The sequence below is a fragment of the Streptomyces kryoterrae genome (assembly GCF_054072135.1).
Genome location: NZ_CM133358.1, coordinates 4,141,129 through 4,163,540 on the forward strand (window position 1 = coordinate 4,141,129; position 22,412 = coordinate 4,163,540).

Consider the following 22,412-nt stretch of genomic DNA (forward strand, 5'->3'; position numbering starts at 1 on the left):
ATAGATGCAGGGGGAAAGGAACCCGGTGGGCAGCAGCAGCCGCCGTACGAGACCCGCGATACCCGGCGCGGCGCGGCACTCGGGAACCGAGAAGCGAGGGGCCGTCGTCGCGGCCCTGATGCTCGCGATGGCACTGGCCGCACTCGACTCCACCATCGTGTCGACCGCCGTACCGCAGATCGTCGGCGACCTCGGCGGCTTCTCCGTCTTCTCCTGGCTGTTCTCCGGCTATCTGCTGGCCGTCACGGTCACCCTCCCGGTGTACGGCAAGCTCTCCGACACCTTCGGCCGCAAGCCGGTGCTCATTGCGGGCGCGGCCCTGTTCCTCCTCGGATCCCTTCTCTGCGCGCTGGCCTGGAACATGGGCGCGCTGATCGCGTTCCGGATCGTCCAGGGCCTGGGCGGCGGCGCCCTTCAGGGCACGGTCCAGACACTGGCCGCCGACCTCTATCCGCTGGAGCAACGCCCGAAAATCCAGGCCAAGTTGTCGACCGTGTGGGCGACCGCGGCGATAGCGGGCCCCGCCGTGGGCGGAGTTCTGGCGGCCTACGCCGGCTGGCGCTGGATCTTCCTCGTCAACCTCCCCGTCGGCGTGGTGGCGATGTGGCTCCTGGCCCGCCACCTCCACGAACCGCAGCGCGACACCTCCGGCCCGCGCCCCCGCATCGACTGGGCGGGCGCGCTGGCGGTGTTCGCGTGCGGCGGCGTACTCCTGACGGCCCTCGTCCAGGGCGGCGTGGCCTGGCCCTGGCTGTCCTGGCCCTCAACTGCCTTCTTCGGTACGGGACTTGTGCTGGTGCTCCTCGTGGTCGTGATCGAACGCCGGGCGGCGGAGCCGATCATCCCCGGGTGGGTGTGGCGGCGCCCCACGATCGCGGCGGTCAACCTGGCACTGGGCGCGCTGGGTTTGCTGATGGTGGCCCCGACGGTGTTCCTGCCGACGTACGCCCAGTCGGTGCTGGGCCTGGCCCCGGTCGCCGCCGGATTCGTGCTGTCCGTATGGACGTTGAGCTGGCCGGTGTCGGCGGCGCTCAGCCAGCACGTGTACCGCAGGATCGGTTTCCGCGACACCGCGATGCTCGGCATCGGCGCGGCGGCCCTGATCCTGCTGGCGTTCCCCTTCCTCCCCTACCCCGGCTCCCCCTGGCAGCCCACGCTCCTGATGCTGCTGCTCGGCGGCGCCCTGGGCCTCTTCCAACTCCCCCTGATCGTGGGCGTCCAGTCGACGGTCGGCTGGTCGGAACGCGGCACGGCCACGGCGTCGGTGCTCTTCTGCCGCCAGACCGGCCAGACGATCGGCGCCGCCCTGTTCGGCGCGGTGGCCAACGGCGTACTCGCGTCCCGGCTGGGCGGCGCGAACGACCTGGACTCGGTGACCCGGGCACTCGGCACGGGCGCCGCACCGGAGGCGACCCGGCGGGCGATCGCGGAGGCGGTGCACGCGGTGTACTTCGGGGCGGCGGGGGCTGCGGCGCTGGCGTTCGTGGCACTGCTGGTACTGGCGCCGCGCCGCTTCCCGGTCCTCGACAGCCCCTAGCGGGCCTGGCGGGCGGCCTTCGCGGTGCCGGCGCTCATTCGGCCGCCGCCCGCCCCGTGAGCGTGGTCAGACTGCTGCGTACGTGGTCCATATGGGCCTGGACGTCGTCCCACTCCTCCCCGTGCTCCCGCAGGATCCGCTCCGTCTCACGGGCGATGCGGTCCTCCTGGGCGCGGGCCTCGGCGAGAAGCTCGGCGGCGCGGATCCGGGCGTCGTCGTCGCTCCGCCGGACCGACTCCTCGGCCTCCCCGAAGGACCGCTTCGCCTCGGACAGCGCGGCCTCGGCAGCCGTCACCCGCTCCATATGCCGTGTCTCCAGGGCGACTTCACGCTCGGCGATGAGGCGTTCCTGCTCGGCCCACCGCTCGGCGTACTCCTTCTCCTGCTCGGCGAGCAGCCCGGAGGTCCGCAGCCGCATCTCGCGCAGCGCGGCCAGCGCCTCCCCCCGCCCCTCCTTGACCTCCCGCCGGGCGCCGATCCGGATCTCGTCGGCCTCGGCGCGGGCGGCGAGCAGCCGATGCCGGGCACGTTCCTCGGCCTCGCCGCGTACCGTCTCGGCGGCGGCCTCCGCGGCCTCCCGCAGGGCGTCCGCGCGGGCCTCGGCGGCCGCGATCAGCTGCCGCACCTCGCCGCGCCCCCGCTCCCGCACGGCGGCGGCCTCCTCGACGCCCAACTCCCAGAGCCGCCGGGCGCGTTCACCAAGGCTCTCGTACGTCTGCGGGGCGAGCCGCGCGACGGCCTCCCGCAGCCGCCCGGACTCCGCCTCCATGTCCCTGGCGAGCACGGTCAGCCGCGCGGCCCGTTCCCAGGCGGAGTCCCGCTCCACGGACAGCGCGGCGGCGTACGCGTCGACCTGATCGGGCCGGTAACCACGCCCCCGTCCGGCCCCGAAACCGGCCACGAAACCGTGCGACATCGCTGCGCTGCTCATTCTGCAACCCCTCTCCGCGTACGAAGTAATGATTTCGCGCACATCTTGATGGATTGGGGTGAAATGTCCCTAACGCGACACTCCGGGCCGGGTCACGGCCGGTACGAGGATTCAGTACGAGGATTCAGTACGAGGACTCGGTACGACGAAGGGGTGGGCGGCCGCACGGCCACCCACCCCCTTCCGCATGCGCTCAGCGGGTCACAGCAACCCGTCCCACATCTCCTCCAGCAGCACCGACCACCAGCTCTCCGGCGAGCCGAGCGCCGCCGGGTCGAGGGAGGCGAGCTGGGCCTGGAAATCGACCGTCCAGCGGCCCGCCTGCTCCTGGTTGAGGCCGTACCGCAGCCGCCACATACGGCCGAGCAGCGCGAGGCAGCGCGCGAACTCGGGCAGCCCCGTGTTCACGAACTGCGGCGCTACGGGTGCCCCGCCCGGCCCCGCCTCCACGGGCACCGCGACGATGTTCGCCGTCCCGTACTGCACGCAGACCGCCTTGCCGAAGTCACTGCCCATCACGAGGTACGACCCGGCGTCCGCCGCCGGCCGCACCCCGCGTTCCTGCGCCAGCTCGGCGAGCGTCGGCACCGGCCGCCCCGGCTGGGCCTGCGCCCAGAAGAACGGTCCCATGTCGGCGGGCAGCCCGGCCACGACCAGGGTGTGCGCCACGATCGGCGGCACCCCCTGCCGCGACACCGCCGCCTGGTCGAACCGGAACACCCCGGGCCCGAACGCGGCGGCCATCTCCTGCGCGACCCCCTCCGGGGGGATCGGCGGCGCGGTCTGCACGGGCGGCAGCGGCGTACGCACCGGCCCCGGGCGCGCCGGACCATCCGCCACCTGGTGCAACTCACCCTGATGCGCGAGGAGTTGAGCCATGCCCTGCTGGCGGCTCGCGTGATCGGTGCCGTAGGGCGCGATGCTGGTGATCCGGGCGTTCGGCCACTGCTCGCGGATCATGCGGGCGCAGTAGGCGCCCGGCAGTTCACAGCTCTCCAACTCGGTGTGGAGTTCGAGGACCTGATCCGGCGGGATGTTCATCGCCCGCAGCTCATGGAAGATCTGCCACTCCGGATGCGGCGTCCCCGGCGCGGACCGCCGGATCACCTGCTGCTCCGACCCGTCGGGCGCCCGGTAGCGAAGAACGGCCTGATAACCGGGCCCGACCGTGGGCTGACCGGGCGGAGGGTAGCCGTAGGAGGGGGGCGGAGGCGGCGGCGCGGAGAGGCTGGGGGCGGGCGGAGGCGGAAAGCCGGGGGCGTGCGCCGACTGGGCATGCGCCGCGAGGCCGGGGGCCGCCAGACCGGGGGCGGGCGGACCAGCCGGTGCGGGCATGCCGGGTGCCGGCCGACTGCCGGAGGGCGGGGGCATCGCGCCGTGGGGCATGGAGGGCTGGGGGCTGTTGGGGGGCGTGCCCGGGACACCAGGAGCGCCTGGAGCGCCTGGAGCGCCTGGAGCGCCCTGGGTACCGGGAGCGCCGGGGAAACCGTAACCGGGAGCACCCGATGTACCGGGGGCACCTTGCGAGCCAGGGCCGCCCAGCGCACCCGGAACGCCCTGAGCGCCGGGAGCCATCAATGCACCGGAGGCACCCTGCGAGCCGGCGCCGCCGTGCCCACCCGGAACGCCCGGGGTACCGGGAGCACCCGGGAAACCGGGAGCGCCAGAACCACCGGCACGGCCCGGAGCGCCGGGGAAGCCCGGGGCGCCAGGAGCCCCGGGTACACCGGCGGCCGGAGGCGGCGGGGGCATGCCGGGACCGCCGACCGGAGGACCGGCCAGCATGGTCTCGGCTCGGTGCACGGCATCGGCGGCCCCAGGGACACCGGGAGCACCGGGAGCACCGGGAGCACCGGGAGCGGACGGTACGCCCGGCCCGCCGGGCACGCCATGCGCACCGAGCACGCCGGGAGCACCCGGGGGCTGGGGACTACCCGGAGCACCCGGCGGCCGAGGCGCGTTGGGGGCGCCACCCTGATGAGGGTCGGCGAACATGGTCGCGGCCTGGTGGACACCGCCCGGAGGGGCATCCCCGGGCGAGTGGGGAACGCCGGGCCGGTTCGGCCCGCCAGCGGTACCCGGCGCACCGGGCGGACCCGGAGGCAACGGCGCGCCGGGAGGCTGAGGAGCACCGGACACGCCAAGCCGACCAGACCCACCCGGAACACCGGGCGTACCCGGAGCCCGGCCCGTACCCGGACCCCCGGCAGCCACCGGAGGCTGAAACGCGTCGGACCCGCCGGGGGCACCCGGGCCACCGGGCCCGGAGAACATCGTCGCGGCCTGATGAACGCCCCCAGGAGGCCCACCCGCAGGCGAGTTGGGACCACCGGGCGGACGCGGACCGCCAACCGGATACGCACCGCCAGACCCACCGGCAGCAGCACCAGAGCCCGGAGCACCCGCCCCCGCCGACCCGTCGGCCCCTTCGGCCCCGAGCGCCGACACGAACTGCGTAGGCACATACCCGCCCACGGGACCAGGTCCCGGCGGCGGAGGAGGTGACCCAACTCCCGGACGGGCGCCCGGAGTTCCCGGCGCACCCGGTGGAGGCGGAGCACTCGCTCCCCGGGCCCCGCGCGGCGGCGGCGCCTTGCTGGTCGCCGCGTCGGCGATCTCGCCGGCGTTGGCCGCGAGCGCACGCCCCGGCGGACCGGGCACACCGGGCACACCCTGCGGGTACCCGTACGAGGACCCACCCGCCCCCTGCGGATATCCGTATCCCGGACCCCCCGGACCCCCGTTGTAGGCGTCCCGGGTACGTGGAACGTCATCTTGGTCCTCGTCGCCCAGCGGCGGCGCGAACACGGTCGCCGGCAGCGGCACGGAACGGTCCTCGCCCGCGTCCACACCGGTCGTGTCGGTCCCGGTCCAGGGCGTGGCCCCCGGCGGCACCGAGTCCACCGGCCCGCCCCCCGAAGAGGCCACGGAAACCGAGCCCGCCCCACCGCCGGAGGCACCCGCACCCGCTTGCCGGTCAGGAATCCCCAGCTTGTCCGCCGCCTCCTGCAACCACTCCGGCGGAGTCAGCAGGAACGACGTCTGGTTCAGGTCGACCCGCGCCGGAGGCGCAGGTACCGCGTCCTCGACGGAGGCAGCACGGCCGTACTGCTCCTCGTACCGGCGGATCACCTCACCGACCGGCAGAGCGGGCCACAACGTGGCCTCGCCGCTGTCCCGGGCGAGGACCAGCCGCTGCGCGCCGCCGTCCGAACGCGGACCCTCGGCGCGGTCCTCCGCCCAGACCACGAACCCGAGCTCGAACTCCCGCACCAGCACCTCCCGGTGCTGGTACGACGGCACGTCCCCGTTGACCCATTCCTCGGCGCGCTCCTGCGCCTGCGCGAAGGTCACCATCGGTCAGTCACTCCCCCACCGAAGACACCTGGGACGGCACCGGCACCGCACGCGCGAAGCCGCCGTCCACCATCAGGTTCGCCACCGTCTCCAGCTCCGGCGGACTGCCCGCGAGCCGGGACAGGAACTGGTCGAAGTCGTCGCCGCACGGCAGCAGCAGCCGCTGCACCCGGTCGGCCGGCGGCCACGTCGGATCCACGTCCCGCGCGTCGTCGTACGCGCTGAACCACACCGAACCGAGCCGCTCCCCCTTCACCTTCACGGCCAGCAGACCGCCCTGCACGAAACCGACGCACAGGTAGTCCTTCGTCAGATGGTCCCGCAGGCACTTGTTGACGTACACGAGGTCGTTGACCGCAGCCTCGTCCCGCACCGTGAAGAACGGCTGGTCCAGCAGCAGCCCCAGCTCGGCGTCGAGCGCCGTACCCACCGGCGCGCACCCGCCCGCCGCCTTCAAAAACGACCGGTACGCCCCCGGCAGCCGGTAGCCGAGATCCTCCTCGACACCCTGCACCTGCGGCTCGGTCACCGCCACCGCCGACTTCGGCAGCGCGAAGTGCGCGGGCCGCGTCTCCTGCAGCGGCCGCGTACCGCGCTTGTGCTGGTCGACGGCCGACGTCGCGATCCCGCCGTGATGCCGCAGCAGCGCCTTCACCTCGACCGGGACGAGCTCCAGCCGCCGCCCGCCGGGAACGTGGTGCCACGTCCAGCCGTGCGGGGTCGCCACCGAGGGGACCGTGTCCCACAGCTCGTGCCCGGACGCGGCGAGCGCCGCGTTCGCCGACACGTAGTCCGTCAGCCGAAGCTCGTCGACACCGAAGCCCTCGGGCGGCTCGGCGATCTCCGCCACCGCACGCGCGTAGAGCGAGAAGTCCGGATAGCCGTGTTCGTCGATCCGCACCCCTCGCGGATGCCGAGTGGCCCGTACCGGATCCGGGAAGTGCACCACCTGCCCGGCATAAGCCGCGTTCGGCGGCACGGCTCGCTGCCCGAGCCGACCTGTCGTCATGGCGGTTGCCCCCTGCGGCGTCCTGTAAGGCCTGTACATCAGTACGACCAGTACGTCTGTCACATCACGTCACGACACATCACCCCGTCCACCTGTCAGCACATCAGTGCGGACAGCAACCCGGACGGCGCTGCGGATCGCGGCTGCCCGACAGCCTATGCGGTACGCCGACACCGGTCACCGGCACCAGCCACCGGCCCCCCGCTTCCGTGACCTGCCGTCACCCCGCCGTGACGGTACGACGAAGCCCGGGCGTGTCACACCGCCCCAGCTACCGCACCAGGCACGCCATTTGGCACTCTGTGTCCGCCGAGGGCATGCACGGGGGAGGCACCGAGGGGATGACGATCATGAACGCGACACAGACGGGGACAGCGCCAGGAAGGCCGACGGACGGCTCCGCGGGAACACCCGCGCCCGAAACACCCGGCACGTCCGGCAGACCCGGCGGCGACCCACGAGTCGGCTGGAGCGCCAACGAGACGCCCCGCGTCCCCACCCTCCGCCACCGCCGCGACGGCATACTCCCGACCGTCGCCGCCGCCCTCTCCGTACGCGGCGCGACCCTCACCGGCACAGCCGCCCGCGGCGACCAGCCACCCGCCCTCCACCCACTCGTCCAGGACTTCCTCGACACCCTCACCAGCACCCAGCGCGACCGGTCAACCGGCCGCTGCGCCGAAGCACTCCTCATATCCCGGCACATCACCCTCGCCGACGAGGCCCGCAGCCGACGCGCCGCCCGCAAACCCATGACCAACGGCGAAGCCCGCAGAACACTCAAACAAGCCAAACTCACCACCCGCCGCATCCGCGAGGACGGCGACCCCCTCCACGGCACCTTCGCCACCCCCTGCCGCTCCTGCACAGCGCTCAGCGCCCACTTCGGCGTCCGCATAGTCGACTCGTCGGCCACCACCGACTGACGCCCCACCCCACCCCAAGCCCCACCGCGCAACGGCGCCGCACCAGACACACACCCGCGCCGGTCCATGACCTCGACGATCGAAGCGCAGATGCACACCGACCGCACCTCCACCACCCGCTTCCCCGTAGCCGTCGACGCCGCACTGCGCGCCGCCGGCTGGCAACCCGGCCGCTGGGACATAAAACAGGCCGAGATCTGGGCCGACACCCTGCGCGGCCACACCTCCCCCGCCGGACACCGCCACGCGGTCTTCCCGGCCGCCGTGGAAGCCTGGGCGGAATTCGGCGGCCTGCACCTCACACCCCCCGGCACCGGCCGCCAGGTCGCCCCCACCGCCCTGCACCTCGACCCCCTCCACGGCCTCCACATGGCCCGCACCCTCGCCGACCTCGGCCGCGCCCTCGACACCGAGGTCTGCCCCCTCGGCGAGGAACCCGAGACCCAGTCCCTGCTGGCCATCGACACAGCGGGCCACGTCTACGCCCTCGACCACACCGGCGACTGGTACCTCGGCGCCGACGTCGACCAAGCCCTCGCCACACTGGTCACCGGCCTGGAACCCATACGCCTGACACCGCCCTAGGACGCCCTAGGACCGCCCTAGGACCTGTCGAGCAGACCCTGAATCGGAATAACCGCCGACACCCGAAACCCCCCGGCCTCCGTCGGCCCGGACACAAAAACCCCGCCCAGCGCGGCAACCCGCTCCTTCATCCCGAGCAGACCGTTGCCCCCGGACGGAAACCGCACCGCGGAGGCCGACGACGGCTCGGGCGGCGGCTCGTTCTCCACCTGCATCGCGATCTCATCACCCCGATGAGCCAGCCGCACGTGCGTCTTCGCACCCGCCGCATGCTTGTGGACGTTCGTCAACGCCTCCTGCACCACCCGGTACGCGGTCCGCTCCACCACCGCCCCGTACAACCGCACATCCCCCTCCACCGACAGCGCCACAACCATCCCCGCCGCCGCCGACTGCCCGATCAACTCCTCCAGCTCAGCCAGACAAGGCCCGTCCCCCGCACCATCACCACCCTCACCCCGAGCAGCACGAGAGGCAGCCACAGCCGCGGCCACACCCACCGCCGCCAACGGCACACCCTGCACCCGCCGCTCCAGCCCGTCCCCCGACCGCAGCACCCCGAGCATCTCCCGCAACTCGGTCAACGCCTGCCGCCCCATGTCCCCCACCAGAGCGGCATTCCGCACAGCCTTCTCAGGATCCTTGCGCGCAACCGCCTGCAGAGCCGCCGCATGCACCACCATCAGGCTCACCCGATGGGCCACCACGTCATGCATCTCACGGGCGATACGCGTCCGCTCCTCGTTCCGCGCCCACTCCGCCCGCTCCTCGGCCCGCTCGGCCAGCAACTGAAGCTCCCGCTCCAGACTGTCGGCCCGCTCCCGGAGACTCTCCATCAGTCGCCGCCGAGCCCCCACGTACAACCCGAGCAGCAACGGCGGCGCGGTGACCCCGAGCGACGTGGTGATCGCGACGACAGGAACCAGCCAGTCCCCGATCTTCAGGCTCCCGTCCGCCATGTGCTGATGCGACCGGACGAACGTCACGATGAGCGTCCCCACCATCGCCATCCCCGCCAACGCCCCGATGATCCGCCGGGGCAGCTCGGAGGCGGCGAGCGTGTACAGCCCGACGATGCCCATCAGATAGCCCATCTGGGCCGGCGCGACAGCGATGGACACCAGCACGACAGCGATCGGCCACCGCCGCCGCAACACCAGCACGGACCCGGAGACAAGCCCGAACACGATCCCCGCCGCCAACGGGATCCCCGAGTCCCTCGCGAACCGGACCCCCTCCGCCGCACACTCCCCGGCGGACAGCACCGCGAGACCCACGTCAAACGCCGCGCTCCGCCACCGGGCCCACCACAACGGCCCGGTCAGGGCCCCGGCGTGGTCTTCCCCCGTAGTGGTCATGCGCCCAGCCTACGGGCGCCACCCCCCGCATTTCCGGCGAGTTTCGACGACCGGCCTACACCACACGGGCTGCCGTGACCACAATCGAACAGAAGCGAAACCCACCAGAATCCCTCGAACTGCTGAATCGCGCACCGTTCGACCCCGGAAGCGATGATTCCGCCCTGAGGCTTTGCCCATGGAACATGCATGTGGCAAGTACGCGGATTTCGAGGGGTTGCGGGAACGGGCGCTGGCGTTGCGGCGGGAGGGCCTCAGCCGCCGCCAGATCCGCGACCAGCTTCGCGTCCACAACAACGACATCCTCAACCGCCTCCTGGAGGGCGAGCCACCCCCGGAATGGACGAAGCGCCCGAACGCGAAGGACGACCTGCGGCACCGGGCGAGGGAACTCCGACTCCAGGGCTGGACGTACGACCGGATCCAGATGGAACTGGGGTGTTCGAAGAGCTCGATCTCACTGTGGGTACGGGATCTGCCAGCACCGGAGCGGCGAAAGCGGACGCGTGAAGAGGCGTCGGCGATCGCCAAGCGAGGCTGGGAGGCCACGCTGCGGCTGCGCGAAGAGGAACGGCAGCAGACCAAGCAAGCGGCTGCGGAAGCAGTCGGACAGATGACGGCCCGGGAACTGTTCCTGGTCGGCGTGGGGCTCTATTGGGCCGAGGGCGGCAAGGACAAGTCGTACGACCGCCGAGAGAACGTCGCCTTCGTCAACAGCGACCCGGGCATGATCAAGGTCTTCCTGGCCTGGCTCACACTCCTCGAAGTCGAGCGTGAGCGCCTTCGCTACACAGTCATGATCCACGAGACTGCAGACGTGCCAGGCGCCGAGCAGTACTGGGCCGACCTTGTCGGCACCGACCGCTCCGCGTTCAACAAGACGACCATCAAGAAGCACAATCCGAAAACAGTCCGCGAGAACGTCGGCGACTCCTACCGGGGCTGCCTAGTGATCAAAGTCCTCAAGGGAGCCGACTTGTACCGTCGCATCGAAGGCTCATGGTGCGGCATAGTAGGTGCCGCAGCCAATCTCGATTCAGAGAATCGGTCATAAGGGACGAACCATCCCGGGTCGTCTAAAGGCAGGACAAATGGTTTTGGTCCATTGAATGAGGGTTCGATTCCTTCCCCGGGAGCCTGACCAACGTGGGGCCCTGACAGTCCAGTCAGGGCCCTTACTCATGTCCCCCACGAAACGCCCCGGTATCCTGCGGATGTCCACCCCACCCCCTCCGCAGCCGAAGGGCACCACCCGTGAGCGCCAATCGCCCCGCCGCCGTAGTCGTACTCGCAGCGGGTGAGGGCACCCGTATGAAGTCGGCCACACCCAAGGTCCTGCACGAGCTCTGTGGCCGTTCCCTGGTGGGTCATGTGCTCGCCGCCGCAGGCGAGTTGGACCCCGAGAACCTGGTCGTCGTCGTGGGGCACGCCCGCGAGAAGGTCACCGCCCATCTGACGGAGGCCGGCACCGGCATCCGTACCGCCTTCCAGGCGCAGCAGAACGGCACCGGTCACGCCGTGCGGATGGGGCTGGAGGAGCTGGGCGGGGCCGTCGACGGGACTGTGGTGGTCGTCTGCGGTGACACCCCGCTGCTCACCGGAGCCACGCTCCACGCCCTCACCGCCACCCACTCCGGTGACGGCAACGCCGTGACCGTGCTGACCGCCGAGGTGCCGGACGCGACCGGGTACGGGCGGATCGTGCGGGACGGGGCGTCGGGGGCCGTGACGGCGATCGTGGAGCACAAGGACGCGACCGATGCGCAGCGGGCGATCCGGGAGATCAACTCGGGTGTCTTCGCCTTTGACGGGCGGCTCCTGGCCGACGCGTTGGGGAAGGTGCGGACGGACAACAGTCAGGGTGAGGAGTACCTCACCGACGTCCTCGGGATTCTGCGTGGGGCCGGGCATCGGGTGGGGGCGTCCGTGGCCGCCGATCATCGGGAGATCGCCGGGATCAACAACCGTGTGCAGTTGGCCGAGGCGCGGCGGATCCTGAACGAGCGGCTGTTGACCGAGGCCATGCTCGCGGGGGTGAGTGTGATCGATCCGGCGAGTACGTGGGTCGATGTGACGGTCACGTTCGAGCAGGACGCGATCGTCCATCCGAACACGCAGCTCCAGGGTGCGACGCATCTCGCGGAGGGTGCGGAGGTCGGGCCCAACTCGCGGCTCAAGGACACTCGGGTGGGTGCGGGGGCTCGGGTGGACAACACGGTGGCCGATGGTGCGGTGGTGGGGGCGCAGGCGCTCGTGGGGCCGTACGCGTATCTCCGTCCCGGGACGCGGCTCGGGGTGAAGTCGAAGATCGGTACGTATGTCGAGACCAAGAACACGTCGATCGGTGACGGGACGAAGGTGCCGCATCTGTCGTATGTCGGGGACGCGACGATCGGTGAGTACACGAACATCGGTGCCGCGAGTGTGTTCGTGAACTATGACGGGCAGGACAAGCATCACACCGTCGTGGGGTCGCACTGCAAGACGGGTTCGGACAACATGTTTGTGGCGCCTGTCACGGTCGGGGACGGTGCTTACACGGCGGCCGGCTCGGTGATCACGAAGGATGTGCCGGCCGGTTCGCTGGCTGTGGCCCGTGGCCAGCAGCGGAATATCGAGGGCTGGGTGGCTCGTAAGCGTCCGGGTAGTGCGGCGGCGAGGGCGGCCGAGGCGGCTGTCCGGGAGCAGGGCGACGAAAGCTGACCGGAAACAGTCCGGTCCGACTCGGGCTACCGTGATAGATGCACACCCGCACACCCCCAGCTGAGCAGGCCTCTCAGGGCTGATCACGGCTGAGACACCTCCGAGGAGACAGTGCTGTGACCGGGACCAAGACGTCCGGCCCCAAGAAGAAGATGATGTTCTTCTCCGGCCGCGCCCACCCCGAGCTGGCCCAGGAGGTCGCCCAGCAGTTGGGGGTCGGGGTGGTGCCGACGAAGGCCTTCGACTTCGCGAACGGCGAGATCTACGTCCGTTACGAGGAGTCGGCGCGTGGCGCGGACTGCTTTGTGATCCAGAGCCACACGGCTCCGATCAACCAGTGGATCATGGAGCAGTTGATCATGATCGACGCGCTGAAGCGTGCGTCGGCCCGCTCCATCACCGTGATCGTGCCGTTCTACGGTTACGCGCGGCAGGACAAGAAGCACCGTGGGCGTGAACCGATCTCGGCGCGTCTGGTCGCGGACCTGATGGCGACGGCGGGTGCGGACCGCATTCTGACCGTGGATCTGCACACGGACCAGATCCAGGGTTTCTTCGACGGTCCGGTCGATCATCTCTTCGCGCTTCCGCTGCTCGCGGACTATGTGGGCGACAAGGTGGACAAGGGCAAGCTGACGGTCGTCTCGCCGGACGCGGGCCGGGTGCGGGTGGCCGACCGCTGGTGCGACCGGCTGGGTGCGCCGCTGGCGATCGTGCACAAGCGGCGTGACAAGGACGTGGCGAACCAGGTGACCGTCCACGAGGTGGTGGGTGAGGTCAAGGGTCGGGTGTGTGTTCTCGTCGACGACATGATCGACACCGGTGGGACGATCGTGGCGGCTGCGGACGCGTTGTTCGCGCACGGTGCGGAGGACGTCATCGTGACGGCGACGCACGGTGTGCTGTCGGGTCCGGCGGCGGACCGGTTGAAGAACTCGCGGGTGAGTGAGTTCGTGTTCACGAACACGCTGCCGACGCCGGGTGAGCTGAGTGCCGACCTGGACAAGATCACGGTGCTGTCGATCGCGCCGACGATCGCGAGTGCGGTGCGTGAGGTGTTCGAGGACGGTTCTGTGACGAGCCTGTTCGACGAGCACTAGGGCTGACCAGGTCTTCTACCTGCGGGTTTCTTACCCGTCAGATCTGCCGAATCGCTTCTGCATGATCAACTTTTCTGCGGCCTCCCCTGCCGAGTACTCTGTTGGAGTTGCTCGGCGAGGGAGGCCGTGCCCGTGTGGTTCGCGGGCCGGTGATCCGTTATCGACGCGCTCTTCGTAGCAGGCCGTTCGTGGCCGGGTGACCTGTCCGTCTCTCACCCGTACGAGGAGTGAACAGCATGTCTGACGTAAAGCTCACCGCCGAGACCCGCACCGAGTTCGGCAAGGGCGCCGCCCGCCGCATCCGCCGCGACGCCAAGGTTCCCGCGGTCGTCTACGGCCACGGTGCCGAGCCCGTCCACATCACGCTGCCGGGCCACGAGCTCCAGCTCGCCCTGCGTACCCCGAACGTCCTGCTCACCCTGGACATCGAGGGCCGTACCGCGCTGGCGATCCCGAAGGCCGTGCAGCGCGACCCGCTGAAGGGTTACCTGGAGCACGTCGACCTGCTCACCGTGAAGAGCGGCGAGAAGGTCACCGTCGAGGTCTACGTCCACACCGAGGGCGACCTGGCCCCCGGCGCCTACCTGCTCGAGCACGTGCTGAGCACGCTGACCGTCGAGGCCGAGGCCACGCACATCCCCGAGTCCGTCACGGTGTCCATCGCGGGCCTGGAGGCCGGTGCCGCCATCCTCGCCAAGGACATCCCGCTGCCCAAGGGCACCACGCTGGCGATCGACGAGGACGCGGTCGTCCTCCAGGTCCTGGCCGCGCAGGCGGAGGAAGCCCCCGCCGAGGGCGAGGCCGCGACCACCGAGGCCTGATTTTCCCGGAGTCCTCATCCGCCGGCCGCCGTCCCACCAGGGGCGGCGGTCGGCGTGTGTCAGGGCACGTATCAAGGAGAGATGGACGTGACGACCGACGCGGGCGGCCCCTGGCTGATCGTGGGGCTCGGCAACCCCGGCCCGGAGTACGCGATGAACCGGCACAACGTGGGGTTCATGGTGGCCGACCTGCTGGCGGGGCGGATCGGCGGGAAGTTCAAGCGGGCCGGGAAGGCGCAGGCGCAGGTCGTCGAGGGGCGTGTCGGCCCGCCGGGACCGGCGAGCCGTCGGGTGATCCTGGCGAAGCCGACGTCGTACATGAACCTGTCGGGTGGCCCGGTGAACGCGCTGCGCGAGTTCTACAAGGTGCCGCTCGACCGTGTCGTGGCGGTCCACGACGAGCTGGACATCGACTACGGGGTGCTGCGGCTGAAGCTGGGCGGCGGGGACAACGGGCACAACGGTCTGAAGTCGATGACGAAGGCGATGGGCCCGGACTACCACCGGGTGCGGTTCGGGATCGGGCGCCCGCCGGGCCGTATGCAGGTCGCCGATTTCGTGCTGAAGGACTTCTCGTCGGCGGAGCGCAAGGAGCTGGACTACTTCGTGGACCGGGCGACGGACGCGGTGGAGTCCCTGCTGACCGAGGGCCTGGAGCGGGCGCAGACCGCGTACAACTCCTAGGGACGGAGAGTCACCGGGGGTGTACGGGAGATACGTGCGTACAACTCCTGACTTTGTCGGGCAGGAGTTGACCGATCGCCCGACCATGGCCAATGATCCCGGCCATGCCAGCCACCGCCCACCGGCGCAAGTCCGCCCCCGCCGCACTGCGGCTCGGGCGTGTCGGGCGGCTGGGGCGGTTCGTGGTGATGGGTACGGTCGCCGCGCTGATCCTGATCGCGGGGGTGTGGGCGTCCTGGGGGTCGGCTCAGCACGTGATGCTCAGCAAGGGGCACGAGAAGGGCACGATGACCGTGTCGGGGTGCGAGGACGGTGTCTGCACGGGGTCGTACCGGCCGGTGTCGGTGGGGTCGAAGGCGCGGAGCCGGGTTGTGCTGGACCAGTCGGTCGGGGTCAGTGAGGGCGAGACGTACACCGTGGTCGTGAAGCCCGGCAGCCGTGATGTGGTGCGGTCGGGGCCGGCCGGTTTCCTGTACGCGTGGGTGCCGTTGGGCGGGGCGCTGCTGCTCGCGTCGGTCGTGGTGGCGGGCGGGCTGGGGCTGACGCGGACCGGCTGGGCGCTGGCCGGGAGCGGTCTGGCCCTGGTGACGGCGGCCTGGGTGGCGCTGTAGGTGGCGTCGCGGATGATGTGAGGGTGCCCTCGTGCACGTGGACCGTGGTCCGCGTACGAGGGCACCCTCGGCTGTTTCGGGCTGTTTCCGTCCGGCTCAGCCGGTGTTGCGCAGGCCCGCCGCGACTCCGTTGACCGTGAGGAGCAGGGCGCGGGCGAGGAGCGGGTCGGGGTCCTTGCCCGCTGCCGCGTCGTCGCGCTGGCGCTTGAGCAGGGTGACCTGGAGGTAGGAGATGGGGTCCAGGTAGGCGTCGCGGATGGTGAAGGTCTGCTGGAGGACCGGGTTGGCGTCGAGGAGCTTGTCCTCGCCGGTGATGCGGAGGACTTCGCGGACCGTCAGTTCGTGTTCGGCGCGGATGGTGTCGAAGACGTGCTTGAGGTCGTCGGGGACGAGGGTGTCGACGTAGTGCTGGGCGATGCGCAGGTCGGTCTTCGCGAGGGTCATCTCGACGTTGGAGACGAAGTTGCGGAAGAAGTGCCACTGCTCGTGCATCTCGTCGAGGACCGTGTCCAGGCCGGCTTCCCTGAGTGCCTTCAGGCCTGAGCCGACGCCGAACCAGCCGGGCACGATCTGCCGTGACTGGGTCCAGCCGAAGACCCACGGGATGGCGCGCAGTCCGTCGAGGCCGGCGCCGGAGTCGGGGCGGCGGGAGGGCCGGGAGCCGAGGTGGAGGTCGGCGAGCTGGTCGACGGGGGTGGCGGCGAAGAAGTACGACGGGAGGTCGGGGTCTTCCACCAGCCTGCGGTAGGCGGCGTGGGCCGAGTCGGAGACGAGGTCCATGGCCGCGTCCCAGCGGGCGAGGGACTCGTCGGACTGGCGGGGGGAGGTGTGCAGGGCGGAGGCCTGGAGGGTGGCGGCGACCGTCAGTTCGAGGTTCTCGCGGGCGAGCGAGGGGACGAGGTACTTGTCGGAGATCACCTCGCCCTGTTCGGTCACCTTGATCTCGCCCTCCAGGGTGCCCCAGGGCTGGGCGAGGATCGCGTCGTGGGAGGGGCCGCCGCCGCGGCCGACGGTGCCGCCGCGGCCGTGGAAGAGCCGTAGCCGGACGCCGTACCGGTGGGCGACGTCGCGCAGGCGGCGCTGGGCGCGGTGGATCTCCCACTGGGAAGTAGTGATGCCGCCGAACTTGGAGGAGTCCGAGTAGCCGAGCATGACCTCCTGGACGTCGCCGCGCAGGGCCACGAGGCGGCGGTAGGAGGGGTCGGAGAGCATGTCTTCGAGGATCGTGTCGGCGGCCTTGAGCTCGTCGGTGGTCTCCAGGAGCGGCACGATGCCGATCTTGGCCCAGCCGGCGTGCAGGTCGATGAGTCCGGCCTCGCGGGCGAGTACGGCGGCGGCGAAGACGTCGTCGGAGCCCTGGCACATCGAGATGATGTACGACTCGATGACCTCGGGTCCGAAGACGGCGAGGGCCTTCTTGACGGTCTCGAACACGCCGAGGGTCTTGGTGCCGGCCGCGTCGAGGGGGGCCGGGGTCGGGGCGAGCGGTCTGCGGGAGCGCAGTTCCTTGGCGAGGAGCTTGTTGCGGTACTCGCGGGGCATGTCCTCGTACCGCCAGGACTCCTCGCCGAGTCGGTCGAAGAGCTGGCCGAGGGTGTGGTGGTGGGCGTCGGCGTGTTCGCGTACGTCCATGGTGGCGAGCTGGAGGCCGAAGGCGGCGAGGGTGCGGATCGTGCGGTCCATGCGGCCGTCGGCGAAGAGGCCGCCGCGGTGTTCGCGCAGGGAGGTCTGGATGAGGGTGAGGTCCGCGAGGAGCTGGCCGGTGCCGAGGTAGTCGCGGCCGGGTTGGTGCGGGGTGTCCTTGGCCAGGCGCTGCTTGGTGTTCTCGAGCTTCTGGCGGATGCAGGTGGCCTTGAGTCGGTAGGGCTCTTCGGCGTTGAGGCGCTTGTAGCGGGGGCTGATCTCGGGCAGGAGTTCGATGTCGGCCCGGAGGGACTCCAGGAGTTCCTCGGTGGCGCCCGTGTAGCGGATGGAGTTGGAGAGGAAGCCGCGCAGCTCGTCGATCAGTTCCAGGGCGTCGTTGATGCCGTGCTCGTGCTGGAGGATCAGGACGTCCCAGGTGACCTGGGGGGTCACGTTGGGGTTGCCGTCGCGGTCGCCGCCGATCCAGGTGCCGAAGGTGAGCGGGCGGGTGTCGTCGGGGATTCTGACCCCGACGCGCGCCAGTTCGGCGGTGAGGTCCTCGAGTACGTCGCCGACGGCGCCGGCGTGCAGTTCGTCGAGGTAGTAGATGGCGTTGCGGGCCTCGTCGGCGGGTTCGGGGCGTACGACGCGCAGTTCGTCCGTCTGCCAGACGAGGTCGATGTTCTCGGCCAGACGGGTGTCGTAGCGGCGCCGGTCCGCCTCGATGACGGGGGTCTCCAGCAGGGCGGCGATGCGGCGCAGCTTGTTGAGGACCGAGCGCCTGGCCGCTTCCGTGGGGTGGGCCGTGAAGACCGGGCGAACGTTGAGGTTCCTGACCGTGGCGCGCAGGTGGTCGGGGTCGGCGTCCTTGAGGCGGTCGGCGGTGCGGGCGAGGAGGCTGCCCTCGGCGGCTCGCTTGGCGCGCAGTTCGCGGCCTCGGTGGACCTGCTCGGTGACGTTGGCGAGGTGGAAGTAGGTGGAGAAGGCGCGGACGAGCTTGGCGGCGGTCTCCAGCTCGGTGCCGCGCAGCAGCTCGGCGGCGGCCTCGCCGTCCTCGCGGGTCAGGTGGCGGACCTTCTCCACGAGTTCGAGCAGCTCAGGGCCCTCCTGGCGGACGAGGGTCTCTCCGAGCAGGTCACCCAGGCGCCGGATGTCGGCGCGCAGTTCGCTGCTGGTCGTCATCGTGGTGGCCTGGCCATGGTCGTCGGCACTGCTCACAGGTGCGGCTCCTTGCAGTGTGGAGGCTCGGCGGGTGGGTACCCGGCCGGTGTCCGGGCGGCTCGACCGCCCCGGAACCGGGTGCCGGGCGGCATAGGGGCTGGGCATCCGGGAAGAAATGGGAGCGGACCGCGCTGTCCGACCGACTCAAGGATAGGTGTCGAGGGGGACGCGCAGAATTTTGGGCTCTTGCCGCCGGGCAACGCGCTGACATACTTACGACGCCGTAGGTTACGCAACCGTAGGGAGCCTGGATCCGAAGGGCGCCCTCGGATTCCGAACCCGGCATCTACCCAGACCCACCACCCCCCAGGGGACGCGCATGACCACCTCACCTTCCGGTGCGATCGAAGACGCCGGGAAGACGCCCGACGACACCTCACCGCCCTCGGCCACGCTGGGTGGCGAACAGAAGCGTTCGCTCGAACAGATCACGCTTCTCCTCTTCATCACCGTCCCGTTCCTCGCGGTGCTGGCGGCGGTGCCGCTGGCGTGGGGCTGGGGAGTGAGCTGGCTGGACCTCGGTCTGCTCGTCTTCTTCTACTACCTGGGCTGTCACGGCATCACCATCGGCTTCCACCGCTACTTCACGCACGGTGCCTTCAAGGCCAAACGGCCGTTGCGGATCGCGCTCGCCATCGCCGGTTCGATGGCGGTGGAGGGTCCGCTGGTGCGCTGGGTGGCCGACCATCGCAAGCACCACAAGTTCTCGGACGCGGAGGGCGACCCGCATTCGCCGTGGCGGTTCGGGGAGACGGTCCCGGCGCTGCTGCGGGGCCTGTGGTGGGCGCATATCGAGTGGATGTTCGACGAGGAGCAGACGCCGCAGGACAAGTACGCGCCGGACCTGATCAAGGATCCGGACATCCGGGCGATCTCGCGTCAGTTCATCTGGTGGGCGATGCTGTCGCTGGCGCTGCCCGCGCTGATCGGCGGCCTGGTGACGATGTCGTGGTGGGGCGCGTTCACCGGCTTCTTCTGGGGCTCGCTGGTCCGCGTCTGCCTGCTCCATCACGTCACCTGGTCGATCAACTCGATCTGCCACGCGGTGGGCAAGCGCCCGTTCAAGTCGCGGGACCGCTCGGGCAACGTGTGGTGGCTGGCCGTCCTCTCCTGCGGCGAGTCCTGGCACAACCTGCACCATGCCGACCCGACGTCGGCGCGGCACGGTGTGATGCGCGGGCAGGTCGACTCCTCGGCGCGGTTGATCCGCTGGTTCGAGATGCTCGGCTGGGCCTCTGACGTGCGGTGGCCGTCACGCTCGCGTATCGATTCCCGTCGAAACACGGACCAGGACGGCTCCCGGCGCCGGAAGGAGCCCGCGAAGGCGGCATGATTGACGGCGTGGCGACCGACTCCAGCAGCACTGACAGCAATGAGAAACCGCGGCGCCCCCGCCGCACCCGGATGACGGGTGCCGAGCGCCGGGCCCAGTTGCTGGAGATCGGCCGCACGCTGTTCGCCACGAAGGGGTTCGAGGCCACGTCGGTGGAGGAGATCGCGGCCAAGGCCGGCGTCTCCAAGCCGGTGGTGTACGAGCACTTCGGCGGCAAGGAGGGCCTGTACGCGGTGGTGGTCGACCGCGAGATGCGGCGCCTGCTGGACATGGTGACGAGCTCGTTGACGGCAGGCCACCCCCGTGAACTGTGCGAGCAGGCCGCCTTCGCGCTCCTCGACTACATCGAGGAGTACACGGACGGTTTCCGCATCCTCGTCCGCGACTCCCCCATCCCGCAGTCGACGGGTTCCTTCGCGTCCCTGATCTCGGACATCGCCACCCAGGTGGAGGACATCCTGGGCCGCGAGTTCAAACGCCGCGGCTTCGACCCCAAGCTGGCCCCGTTGTACGCCCAGGCCCTGGTCGGCATGGTCGCGCTCACCGGCCAGTGGTGGCTGGACGTACGCCGCCCGAAGAAGGCGGAGGTGGCGGCGCATCTGGTGAACCTGGCGTGGCACGGCCTGGACGGGCTGGAGGCGAAGCCGCGCCTCATAGGGCGGCGGAAGGCTTGAGCCCGCCTTCGGGGTTCAGGGGGCGGGTGCCCATCGGGCATCAGCCCCGGGTGATCGCCCCGCCGATGACGAAGCCCTTGGCGGGGCCGCTGGGGATGATGGCGTCAGTACCGTAGGTGACTCGGTGCTCGTCCTCGTAGGTGGCCTTGCCAGGGTTGGGCGCGCTGAGGACGACAACGGCGCCGTCCTCGTCGAAGTCGTCGATGATCACGTAGACGGCGATCCCGGCGCGAGCGTATTCACGACGCTTCCGGACCCGGTCGCCCTCGATGTTGCGCCGCCCGGGCGAGACGACCTCGATGACCATGGGAACGACGACGGCATCGACGCCCAGACCCTCCTCGTCAAGGGTCTCGTCAAGATCCTCGGGGCCGAGGAAGAGGTCGGGGATCCAGGATCTACGCTGGTGGATCACATGGACCACCTGGTGTGCAACGTACTCTCCACCGGACAGGTGAGCTTCCAGAGCCCGCCGCGTGCGGCTGATGAGTACGGCATGGCGACGGCGGCCTGTTGGCGACACCTCGATGGCTCCCTCGATGACCTCGGCTCGGTAGCCCTCGGGGAGCTCCATGGCCCTCCAGGTCTTCCAGAGGATCTCGTCGACCGCATCCGGCTCATTCGTCGTCACCACCAGGATCACCTCGTGTGAATGGGAGCAGCCATCGGGAAGCGCCTCCGAATGCTACGGAGGTGAAACGCCTCGTGCGACCCCATCTCGCCTGATCATCCGAACGGGTGATCGCGTTCCAGGAACTCCAGCCGGTTCCCCACCGGGTCGTAGGAGAAGAAGCGCCGGTGCCCCGGCAGGTCCCCGTCCCAGATGACCGCCGCGCCATGGGCGGCGAGCCGCTCGGCGTACGCGTCGATGTCGACGACCCGGAGGCCCGGGTGAGCCTTCCTGGCCGCCCGGAAGTCCTCCTCCACCCCGAGATGCAGCTGCACCGGCCCCGCCTGGAACCAGCAGCCGCCCCGCGCGGCCAGAGCCAACGGTTTCGGGATCTCGGTCATCCCGAGGATGTCGACGTAGTACGCACGCAGGGCATCCTCCGCGTCGACCGGCGCGGCCAACTGCACATGGTCGACGGCGGCGATCACCGCTCAGCCCGCCCTTCAGGTGTTCCACCCTTCCGCGCCACGGCGAACAGGCGCTGGAAGGGCAGCACCGTGCCGTACGTCTCCGTCGGGTACACCGCGCGCAGCAGGTCGCGGTACTCCGCGACGAACGCGTCCCGGGCGTCCGGGTCGTCCGCCAGGGCGGTGAGGACGGGGCGCAGACCGGTGCCCTTGACCCAGTCCAGCACCGGGTCCTCGCCCTGCAGGACGTGCAGGTACGTCGTCTCCCACACGTCCGCCTCGCAGCCGAGCCGGGCGAGGCGGTCGAGGTAGACGAGGGGTGCGTGGACGGAGTCGTCGTGGCGCAGCACCTCGCCGAGGCGGCTCTTCCAGCGGGCGCCGGTGCCCAGTTGGCGCATGAGGGTGTGCAGGGGCGCGTCGAGGTTGTTCGGCACCTGGAAGGCGAAGGTCCCGCCGGGCACGACGGCGTCCAGCCAGGCCGGGAACGCGTCGAGGTGTCCCTCGACCCAGTGGAGGGCGGCGTTGGAGACGATCAGGTCGTACGTCTCGGAGGGCGCCCACGCCGAGACGTCCGCGTGGGCGAAGTCGAGGCGTCCGCCGCCCGCCGTGGGGCCCGCGTACCGGGCCGCCCGTTCCAGCATCGGCGCGGAGTTGTCGTACCCGGTGATGTGGGCGGTGGGCCAGCGGTCGGCGAGTACGGCGGTGACGTTGCCGGGGCCGCAGCCGAGGTCGGCGATGCGGGGCGGGGTGCCTGGGAGGTCGGGGACGCGGGCGAGGAGGTCGGTGAAGGGGCGGGCGCGGTGGCCGGCGTGGCGGAGGTACTGGGCGGGGTCCCAGGTGGGGGCAGGCATGTGGGGCTCTC

Annotated in this window: 19 protein-coding genes and 1 tRNA gene; 12 read left to right on the forward strand and 8 right to left on the reverse strand. The window is 70.5% G+C overall.

Going from position 1 to position 22,412, the window contains the following annotated elements:
* Nucleotides 1–4 precede the first annotated feature (4 nt).
* Nucleotides 5–1,537 (forward strand): MFS transporter, encoded by a 1,533-nt coding sequence (locus ACW4TU_RS17580; protein WP_457428760.1) that lies wholly within the window; start codon nucleotides 5–7, stop codon nucleotides 1,535–1,537.
* 34 nt (nucleotides 1,538–1,571) lie between these two features.
* On the opposite strand, the gene ACW4TU_RS17585 is transcribed toward ACW4TU_RS17580, so the two are convergent.
* The 3 genes from ACW4TU_RS17585 to ACW4TU_RS17595 all read right to left on the reverse strand — a co-directional run bounded on the left by ACW4TU_RS17585 (nucleotide 1,572) and on the right by ACW4TU_RS17595 (nucleotide 6,834).
* Nucleotides 1,572–2,468 (reverse strand): coiled-coil domain-containing protein, encoded by an 897-nt coding sequence (locus tag ACW4TU_RS17585; protein ID WP_457428761.1) that lies wholly within the window; start codon nucleotides 2,466–2,468, stop codon nucleotides 1,572–1,574.
* 201 nt (nucleotides 2,469–2,669) lie between these two features.
* A complete protein-coding gene (locus ACW4TU_RS17590; protein WP_457428762.1) occupies nucleotides 2,670–5,825 on the reverse strand; it encodes an SUKH-4 family immunity protein in 3,156 nt (1,051 codons plus the stop codon).
* Between the two features lie 7 nt (nucleotides 5,826–5,832).
* A complete protein-coding gene (locus tag ACW4TU_RS17595; RefSeq protein WP_457428763.1) occupies nucleotides 5,833–6,834 on the reverse strand; it encodes an SMI1/KNR4 family protein in 1,002 nt (333 codons plus the stop codon).
* A gap of 350 nt (nucleotides 6,835–7,184) precedes the next feature.
* Here ACW4TU_RS17595 and ACW4TU_RS17600 point away from each other — a divergent pair, with 350 nt between their 5' ends.
* The gene (locus ACW4TU_RS17600) at nucleotides 7,185–7,760 is read left to right on the forward strand and encodes a YwqJ-related putative deaminase (RefSeq protein ID WP_457428764.1); all 576 of its coding nucleotides are present in this window, start codon (nucleotides 7,185–7,187) and stop codon (nucleotides 7,758–7,760) included.
* Between the two features lie 90 nt (nucleotides 7,761–7,850).
* Nucleotides 7,851–8,345, forward strand: a complete 495-nt coding sequence (locus tag ACW4TU_RS17605; protein ID WP_457430178.1) for an SUKH-3 domain-containing protein — start codon at nucleotides 7,851–7,853, stop codon at nucleotides 8,343–8,345.
* Between the two features lie 17 nt (nucleotides 8,346–8,362).
* Here the strand turns inward: ACW4TU_RS17605 and ACW4TU_RS17610 are convergent, their stop codons facing one another.
* On the reverse strand, nucleotides 8,363–9,703 hold the full coding sequence (locus tag ACW4TU_RS17610; RefSeq protein WP_457428765.1) for a sensor histidine kinase: 1,341 nt from the start codon (nucleotides 9,701–9,703) through the stop codon (nucleotides 8,363–8,365).
* Between the two features lie 178 nt (nucleotides 9,704–9,881).
* On the opposite strand from ACW4TU_RS17610, the gene ACW4TU_RS17615 reads away from it, so the two are divergent.
* The 7 genes from ACW4TU_RS17615 to ACW4TU_RS17645 all read left to right on the forward strand — a co-directional run bounded on the left by ACW4TU_RS17615 (nucleotide 9,882) and on the right by ACW4TU_RS17645 (nucleotide 15,622).
* A complete protein-coding gene (locus tag ACW4TU_RS17615; protein WP_457428766.1) occupies nucleotides 9,882–10,757 on the forward strand; it encodes a hypothetical protein in 876 nt (291 codons plus the stop codon).
* 11 nt (nucleotides 10,758–10,768) lie between these two features.
* Nucleotides 10,769–10,839: transfer RNA gene (locus ACW4TU_RS17620), tRNA-Gln, on the forward strand.
* Between the two features lie 118 nt (nucleotides 10,840–10,957).
* Nucleotides 10,958–12,406, forward strand: coding sequence for a bifunctional UDP-N-acetylglucosamine diphosphorylase/glucosamine-1-phosphate N-acetyltransferase GlmU (glmU, locus tag ACW4TU_RS17625; RefSeq protein ID WP_457428767.1), 1,449 nt, complete (start codon nucleotides 10,958–10,960; stop codon nucleotides 12,404–12,406).
* Nucleotides 12,407–12,522: 116 nt separating this feature from the next.
* Nucleotides 12,523–13,506, forward strand: coding sequence for a ribose-phosphate diphosphokinase (locus ACW4TU_RS17630; protein ID WP_457428768.1), 984 nt, complete (start codon nucleotides 12,523–12,525; stop codon nucleotides 13,504–13,506).
* Between the two features lie 236 nt (nucleotides 13,507–13,742).
* On the forward strand, nucleotides 13,743–14,327 hold the full coding sequence (locus ACW4TU_RS17635) for a 50S ribosomal protein L25/general stress protein Ctc (protein ID WP_457428769.1): 585 nt from the start codon (nucleotides 13,743–13,745) through the stop codon (nucleotides 14,325–14,327).
* A gap of 81 nt (nucleotides 14,328–14,408) precedes the next feature.
* Nucleotides 14,409–15,011, forward strand: coding sequence for an aminoacyl-tRNA hydrolase (gene pth / locus ACW4TU_RS17640; RefSeq protein WP_164409795.1), 603 nt, complete (start codon nucleotides 14,409–14,411; stop codon nucleotides 15,009–15,011).
* 104 nt (nucleotides 15,012–15,115) lie between these two features.
* Nucleotides 15,116–15,622, forward strand: coding sequence for a hypothetical protein (locus ACW4TU_RS17645; RefSeq protein WP_457428770.1), 507 nt, complete (start codon nucleotides 15,116–15,118; stop codon nucleotides 15,620–15,622).
* A 96-nt stretch (nucleotides 15,623–15,718) separates the two neighbouring features.
* Here ACW4TU_RS17645 and ppc read toward each other — a convergent pair whose 3' ends face one another.
* Entirely contained in the window at nucleotides 15,719–18,463 is a 2,745-nt protein-coding gene (ppc, locus tag ACW4TU_RS17650; RefSeq protein ID WP_457428771.1) for a phosphoenolpyruvate carboxylase, read from the reverse strand.
* Nucleotides 18,464–18,785: 322 nt separating this feature from the next.
* Between ppc and ACW4TU_RS17655 the strand changes: the two genes are divergently transcribed.
* On the forward strand, nucleotides 18,786–19,799 hold the full coding sequence (locus ACW4TU_RS17655; RefSeq protein WP_457428772.1) for an acyl-CoA desaturase: 1,014 nt from the start codon (nucleotides 18,786–18,788) through the stop codon (nucleotides 19,797–19,799).
* On the forward strand, nucleotides 19,796–20,473 hold the full coding sequence (locus ACW4TU_RS17660) for a TetR/AcrR family transcriptional regulator (RefSeq protein ID WP_164409799.1): 678 nt from the start codon (nucleotides 19,796–19,798) through the stop codon (nucleotides 20,471–20,473). Before ACW4TU_RS17655 ends, ACW4TU_RS17660 begins: the two co-directional genes overlap by 4 nt.
* A 40-nt stretch (nucleotides 20,474–20,513) precedes the next feature.
* On the opposite strand, the gene ACW4TU_RS17665 is transcribed toward ACW4TU_RS17660, so the two are convergent.
* From ACW4TU_RS17665 to ACW4TU_RS17675, 3 genes are all read right to left on the reverse strand, one after another.
* Entirely contained in the window at nucleotides 20,514–21,116 is a 603-nt protein-coding gene (locus ACW4TU_RS17665) for a Uma2 family endonuclease (protein ID WP_457428773.1), read from the reverse strand.
* Nucleotides 21,117–21,199: 83 nt separating this feature from the next.
* Entirely contained in the window at nucleotides 21,200–21,571 is a 372-nt protein-coding gene (locus tag ACW4TU_RS17670) for a VOC family protein (RefSeq protein WP_457428774.1), read from the reverse strand.
* Complete coding sequence (locus ACW4TU_RS17675) at nucleotides 21,568–22,401, reverse strand: trans-aconitate 2-methyltransferase (RefSeq protein WP_457428775.1); 834 nt, start codon at nucleotides 22,399–22,401, stop codon at nucleotides 21,568–21,570. Before ACW4TU_RS17675 ends, ACW4TU_RS17670 begins: the two co-directional genes overlap by 4 nt.
* Nucleotides 22,402–22,412: the final 11 nt, after the last annotated feature.

Coding starts and splice junctions, on each gene's coding strand:
- ACW4TU_RS17645 (WP_457428770.1), top strand. CDS start 15,116: ATGCCAGCCACCGCCCACCGGCGCAAGTCCGCCCCCGCCGCACTGCGG.
- ACW4TU_RS17655 (WP_457428772.1), top strand. CDS start 18,786: ATGACCACCTCACCTTCCGGTGCGATCGAAGACGCCGGGAAGACGCCC.
- ACW4TU_RS17610 (WP_457428765.1), bottom strand. CDS start 9,703: ATGACCACTACGGGGGAAGACCACGCCGGGGCCCTGACCGGGCCGTTG.
- ACW4TU_RS17600 (WP_457428764.1), top strand. CDS start 7,185: ATGAACGCGACACAGACGGGGACAGCGCCAGGAAGGCCGACGGACGGC.
- ACW4TU_RS17675 (WP_457428775.1), bottom strand. CDS start 22,401: ATGCCTGCCCCCACCTGGGACCCCGCCCAGTACCTCCGCCACGCCGGC.
- ACW4TU_RS17580 (WP_457428760.1), top strand. CDS start 5: ATGCAGGGGGAAAGGAACCCGGTGGGCAGCAGCAGCCGCCGTACGAGA.
- ACW4TU_RS17595 (WP_457428763.1), bottom strand. CDS start 6,834: ATGACGACAGGTCGGCTCGGGCAGCGAGCCGTGCCGCCGAACGCGGCT.
- ACW4TU_RS17585 (WP_457428761.1), bottom strand. CDS start 2,468: ATGAGCAGCGCAGCGATGTCGCACGGTTTCGTGGCCGGTTTCGGGGCC.
- ACW4TU_RS17590 (WP_457428762.1), bottom strand. CDS start 5,825: ATGGTGACCTTCGCGCAGGCGCAGGAGCGCGCCGAGGAATGGGTCAAC.
- ACW4TU_RS17660 (WP_164409799.1), top strand. CDS start 19,796: ATGATTGACGGCGTGGCGACCGACTCCAGCAGCACTGACAGCAATGAG.
- ACW4TU_RS17605 (WP_457430178.1), top strand. CDS start 7,851: ATGCACACCGACCGCACCTCCACCACCCGCTTCCCCGTAGCCGTCGAC.
- ACW4TU_RS17635 (WP_457428769.1), top strand. CDS start 13,743: ATGTCTGACGTAAAGCTCACCGCCGAGACCCGCACCGAGTTCGGCAAG.
- pth (WP_164409795.1), top strand. CDS start 14,409: ATGGACGTGACGACCGACGCGGGCGGCCCCTGGCTGATCGTGGGGCTC.
- ACW4TU_RS17615 (WP_457428766.1), top strand. CDS start 9,882: ATGGAACATGCATGTGGCAAGTACGCGGATTTCGAGGGGTTGCGGGAA.